Origin of the sequence: Chamaesiphon sp. VAR_69_metabat_338 (genome assembly GCF_031423935.1) — a bacterium.
In the GTDB taxonomy this organism is placed as follows: domain Bacteria; phylum Cyanobacteriota; class Cyanobacteriia; order Cyanobacteriales; family Chamaesiphonaceae; genus Chamaesiphon.
In genome coordinates this window covers 1-5860 of sequence record NZ_JANPGM010000205.1, presented here as the reverse complement: position 1 = coordinate 5860, position 5860 = coordinate 1, and the positions used below count along the sequence as shown (strand labels likewise).

Annotated in this window: 6 protein-coding genes; 5 read left to right on the top strand and 1 reads right to left on the bottom strand. The window is 50.6% G+C overall.

The features are described from left to right. Nucleotides 1-1002: PDDEXK nuclease domain-containing protein (locus RMO84_RS05995; RefSeq protein ID WP_310487562.1), on the top strand; the 1002-nt coding region annotated here is incomplete at its 5' end. Between the two features lie 69 nt (nt 1003-1071). On the opposite strand, the gene RMO84_RS05990 is transcribed toward RMO84_RS05995, so the two are convergent. Beyond that, nucleotides 1072-3867, bottom strand: a complete 2796-nt coding sequence (locus RMO84_RS05990; protein WP_310487561.1) for an MBL fold metallo-hydrolase — start codon at nt 3865-3867, stop codon at nt 1072-1074. Between RMO84_RS05990 and RMO84_RS05985 the strand changes: the two genes are divergently transcribed. The 4 genes from RMO84_RS05985 to RMO84_RS05970 form a co-directional block, all read left to right on the top strand. Next, nucleotides 3856-4125 carry a hypothetical protein gene (locus tag RMO84_RS05985; RefSeq protein WP_310487560.1) on the top strand — a complete coding sequence of 90 codons (270 nt, stop codon included), beginning with the start codon at nt 3856-3858 and terminating at the stop codon, nt 4123-4125. The genes RMO84_RS05990 and RMO84_RS05985 overlap by 12 nt on opposite strands. A 58-nt stretch (nt 4126-4183) precedes the next feature. Next, nucleotides 4184-4768 (top strand): Uma2 family endonuclease, encoded by a 585-nt coding sequence (locus tag RMO84_RS05980; RefSeq protein ID WP_310487559.1) that lies wholly within the window; start codon nt 4184-4186, stop codon nt 4766-4768. Nucleotides 4769-4934: 166 nt separating this feature from the next. After that, a complete protein-coding gene (locus RMO84_RS05975) occupies nt 4935-5573 on the top strand; it encodes a lysophospholipid acyltransferase family protein (protein ID WP_310487563.1) in 639 nt (212 codons plus the stop codon). A gap of 101 nt (nt 5574-5674) precedes the next feature. Continuing rightward, nucleotides 5675-5860: DUF2288 family protein (locus tag RMO84_RS05970; RefSeq protein ID WP_310487558.1), on the top strand; the 186-nt coding region annotated here is incomplete at its 3' end.

Here is a 5860-nt window from a genome sequence, read left to right as displayed (position 1 = left end):
TATCAAGAACTATTAATCGAAGTCAAAGAGCGGATTCAATCGGCTCAGTATGCAGCCCTGAAAGCTGTTAATCACGAGTTAATCGCGCTGTATTGGGATATCGGGAGTTTGATAGTCGATCGACAACAAACCGCAGGCTGGGGCAAATCTGTTGTCGATCGACTCGCGCAAGATATTCAGTCAGAGTTCCCTGGCATCAGCGGCTTCTCCACTGCCAATCTATGGCGAATGAGAGCGTTCTATCTTGCTTATGCCGAGAATCCAAATCTCGCACCATTGGTGCGAGAAATTGGCTGGACTCACAATCTGGTTATTCTTGAAAAGTGCAAAGATGACTTAGAGCGGGAGTTTTACCTGCGGATGACGCGGAAATTTGGCTGGACAAAAAACGTACTGATTCACCAAATTGAGAACCAAACCTACCAGAAAACGCTGCTCAACCAAACTAACTTTGACAACACCCTCACCACCGAAATTAGTCAACAAGCCAAACTTGCAATTAAAGACGAATACACATTTGACTTTCTCGAACTGGGCGATGCTCATAGCGAACGCCAATTGGAACAAGCCATTCTCAGCCGCGTCGAACCCTTCCTTCAGGAAATGGGCGGGATGTTTACTTTCGTCGGGAGTCAGTATCGATTGACGGTTGCGGGACAGGAATATTTTCTGGATTTACTACTCTACCATCGTCACCTCAAGTGCTTAATTGCAGTCGAACTCAAGGTGGGCGAATTTTTACCAGAATATGTGGGCAAAATGCAGTTTTATCTCGCTGTTCTCGATGATACCGTGCGTCTGCCCGATGAGAATCCAGCGATTGGAATTATCCTGTGCAAAACCAAAGATCGCACGATCGTCGAATACGCGCTGCGCGAGTCTAACAAACCGATTGGGGTGGCTACTTACCAGATCGTGTCTACTCTACCCCAAGAATTTCAAGGTCAATTACCAGATCCGACGCAAATCGCCCAACTCCTGGCTGGAATTGACCAACAGTAAATCCTGATGTTTGGAATCGATTTTAATCAAATTCCTGTTCGCGTAGCGTACCGAATGTAATCGAATTGCTTAAATTCGATCGATTAAGTTCTCATCATCTTCCGCTAGATCGACGTCCTCAAGCAGCGGCTCTACCAAATCCACATCTACAGGTAGCGATTCAACTGTCACAACTTGACGGACAAATTCAGGACATTTAGCAGCGGGATCGACATCGCGTTTGTAGAGGGGACTATCCTCGCCGCGACAGAGATAGCCGTCGAAAAATTCACAGACTGCGCAACAATCTATGCCACTAGAAATCGCCGATTCCACTGCCATTGATTTATGACTGGCGGGTTTGAGCATCAAACCGCCTTTCGTCCACTTGGCTGATAACAATCCCGTGGCGGCGAGATGTTGCCAGCGGGGATCTGCGAGGACGCTATCGGCAATGCGCAGCCACGCACCATCGAATTCAGCTTCGATTTCGACTTCAAACTCTTGTCCGGCATCTACTCGCGCTACCTGGGCTTTGGAGAGATGTTCGGGTGCTTGTCCGAAGGTAATCGTATCGCCGACTTCGGGGATGTGAATCCAATATTTATCGCGCAAATCGCCAGCGCGGGAGAGTTCGTGAAGTGCGGATTGGGAACCGTGGATCAGGATCAGGTGTTGGGGATTGACGCGGTGGATGACTTGAGTAATGCCGACGCGATCGGCATGAGCGGAGAGGTTGAAGCGTTGGATCTTGGCTCTGACGGTGAGGGGGGTACCGTCGAGTTCGATCGAGTTGCCTGGTTCTAGACTCTGTAAAAAGCGTCCTGGGGACTCTTCATCGGTATAACCAGAGATAAACACCGCTGCGTTTTCCCGTTGGAGCAAGGTTTTGGCATAAAAAATACTCGCGCCACCGATTAACATCCCGGAACTGGCGATAATTACCGAGGGGTGCTCCATTGCCAGAGGGCGTTCCTTGGGCGATGCGATCGCAATGATACGCGGTGCGGATTTATCGCTAAAGAAGGGGGACTGAGTTTTGGCGAAATTCTGGACGGATGCGGGGAGTAATTCTAATTGAGTCTGAAATAAGTCGGTGACTTCGCGGACTAAGCCATCGATGTAGACAGGGACGTTGACACTATGGAATAACGCACTGGTGCGGATGGCGAGGATGATTTCCTGAGCGCGTCCGAGGGCGAAAGCGGGGATTAAGACGTTACCACCGGCCGCGACGACTTCAACGATCGCTTTAATCAGATCGCTCTCTTGGGTGCGGCGGGAGGGGTGGGTATCCGAGCCGTAGGTGGATTCGGTAATTAAGATATCCGCCTGGGGCAAATCGGCTAGTTTCAAGCCTTCGGTGGTGCGGCTGCTGGTGGTATTGTAATCGCCGGTGTAGAGGATCGATCGATTGCCGTATTGGAGATAGATACAGGCTGCGCCGACAATATGCCCAGCGTGAATGAAGCGCGCCGTCAAGCCTGGGAGAGGGGAAAAGTCTACGCCGACGGGTTCGGTTTGGAGTTCAAATAAGGTGCGATCGAGATCGTCAGCATCGAATAACTGTTGAAAATCTTCATTCCCCTGCCGCTGTCTAGCCGTCTGCACCTTCAAACCATCGGTGAGCATCACATGAGCGATTTCGCGGGTACCGTGGGTAGCGATCGTCGGTACATCGGGAAAATCGCGATGAAAGATCGGTAAGGCACCAATATGATCGAGATGAGCGTGCGTAATCAGCAGCAGATCGGGACGCTCTAATAACTCAAATGCTGGCAACGGATCGCTCCCCTTCGGACGAGTTCCCGCATCCATCACGATTTCATAAGGGCCAATTTGCACCCGAAAACACGATGCCCCAATCCCTCTGGCGGCACCTAATGGCGTGACAATTAATCGATCGAGATTGTCATCCGCACTCGATTTGCGCTCAGTTGCGGCATCTAAGCAGCGAGCAGGGGTATAGTTAAGGCGATCGGGATATAGATAAACTCTGGCTACATTAGTACGTGAATTGACTTGGACTCTCGCTCGTGCCTCTGTCGGTACTAAACTGCGAGCATCCCATTCCCAGATCGGTTCTTTGACTCTAGTCAGTGAGAGATCCCAATCTCGGCTTAGCTGCTGATTCAGGGCAGTAAGGGCGATCGCCCTCAGTTCGGAAGTTGAGAGCAGGGAGTTGACAGGACGCTTACGTTTGCTTTGTTCTTCATTCGGCACTCTGCTCTCCACACTCTCTGCTTGGTGAAACGCCCGCTGTAGACGAGCGGAGCGAGGCGTGCCGTCGGGCGGGAACCTCAGCGCGATTTCATCCGCAACTCCCAACTCCATACTCCCAACTCCCTGTCTTGTCTCGCTGCCACGATCGGGTTCCCCGACCGGAGCGAGCCGCAACTCCCCACTCTCAACTCCTACCCCATCGAGCTGTGTCGCTGCGACGATCGCGAGTGTCATGCCCACGCGCTGAGCGATAAACTGCCAAATTTGTCCGGATTTAACTGGGCTGGGCGGATCGAACAGCGTGGGGCGAATCGTGGCTTCGCCGGGACGCTCGATTTTGACAGTGACGGTATTATGCTTGCGACTGACTTGATTGGTTCTGCCCACACAGATGAATCGATCGTCTTCGATGGCACTAGGCGAATATTCCTCGACGATTTGCAACCGCGTAATCTGCCCATCGGTTTGCATAATCGGGATGACACGCCATTGTCCGATTCCTGCGCCGATGCTGACATCTCCGAGTGGTGCAGCCCGAAACTGACAGCCATCGGGGGTGGTTAATCGCAGTTTATGCGGATCGCGATCGTCTGGAGCGATCGTGCCACTCACGATCGTTTCACAGTAGTGTGCGCGTGAAACTTCGATCCGATGAGTGGACATAAGCGTCTAGAAGGTGGGAATGTGGGCAAGTTGGCGACCACCCGAGATCGTCCGACTCATGACTTATTGTATACCTCACCGAGATTCGTCCGCTCGATCTGTCAAATCGGCGATCGGATCGAATTAGGATATCAGCTCAAGATTCGTTGGCATAGTCTCTCGCTGCTCGAAGCGGTATCCTCACAAAAATTAACTATGCGCCAAAATTGGCTTTTGACCGGTTGTCGCTTGGGTTTGGTAGTATTGTGGGCAATTTAGCTAGTGTTCGATCGTATTATCATTGGCTCTATAGGGATTTCAATAATTAGGTGCTGTTATGATGATTTCTGCCAGAGAACATTTTCCGCAGTTCACTCCAGCAGAATATCTGGAGTGGGAAGCTCAACAAGATTTGCGTTATGAGTACATTGAGGGCCGAGTCCGTCCGATCGCGGATGAAACTCTCGCTCGGGCGATCGATACGACGACAAATCTTAGCAACCTGCTCCAAGAACATTTGCACGGTACTGTGTGTCGAGTGTTCGGCGATCGGGTCAAAGTGCAGACATTGGAATCCAATTCTTTTTGTTATCCAGATCTAAGCGTGAGTGGGGATGTTCAAGATCGCAGTGCCAATAATTTCATCAGTCACCCGTCCCTAGTCGTGGAAGTTTTATCGCCCAGCACCGAAGCCTATGACCGAGGTGAAAAGTTTGCGCTCTATCGTCCATCGCTTTTTCTCCAAGAATACGTGCTAGTGAGTACCGATTTGATGCATTTGGACGTACATCGGCAGCCATCGCCAGGTCTGTGGGAATTCAGTTCTTATACCTCTGGGGAATCGATGGAATTAACTAGTGTTGATTTTAGTTTGGAGGTCGATCGAGTTTACGAGCAGGTCAGATTTGATGTCGGCTTCTAGTTTGAAGATTGCGACACCCCAAACTTAGATGACGATCGATGGCAACCCGCTGAGACTAAATGCTATGCTCGTTAGATGGGTAGGAGCGGCTGTTGTGCCGATCGATCCTACCTCCGAGCGGGTCGATACTCGCAGCCGATCGTTTTCAACTTCCCACTACAATTTCATGTCCAGATCCCGCGAACCGCTCATCAATCTCGTCTTTTATCACGCCTTCAAACAACCCTTCATCAATCCCTTCTTCTACTTTTATCTTCAGGGGCGAGTCACAGGGCGGGAACATATCCCCAAATCGGGTGGATTTGTGGTGGTGAGCAATCACAGCAGTAATTTTGACCCACCGCTATTGTCGGCAGCAGTATTGCGTCCGGTGGCTTATATGGCCAAGGAAGAGCTGTTTGAGGTGCCAGTCTTGAAAAATGCGATTAGATTGTATGGAGCTTATCCAGTCAAACGCGGCGCGGTCGATCGCCTGACGATTAGAACAGCTTTAGCTTATCTCGAAGAGGGCTGGGGTGCGGGAATTTTTCTCTCTGGGACGCGGACGTCAGACGGCAAAGTCGTCAATCCGCAACCAGGTGCAGCTTTGATCGCGGCAAAGGCACAAGTCCCGCTCTTGCCAGTCTGTCTGTGGGGCACCCACCGCATCGAACAACAGGGTAAAAAATTCCCGCAGGCTACGCCAGTCACGATTAGAATCGGCGAACTTATCCCGCCGCCAACTTCCACCAAAAGGTCGGAACTCGATCGAGTCACGGCGATCTGTACGACCAAAATTAACGATTTGCACGATCTCGGACGGTAATAGTCTTGGAGATAAGATTAGTACCCTATCTCCCCGCTCCCCGCTAACTACTAGTTCAAAATTGTTATAATTGTCCAGACAAATATCATCAGATCGCACGCATGGAAAATTTACGGGAGCAATTGGCCGAACTGATTGATGAAGCCGAACTAGAGTGGCTGAAGCCACATATCCAAAAAGATGCCGTCATCTTAGTAACTCCAGATCTCGATCTTTTAGATGTGGCTGTAGCGATCGCTAGTGACAATACTCAATCTGTACAACATTGGATCGGCGAGCAACTTTTG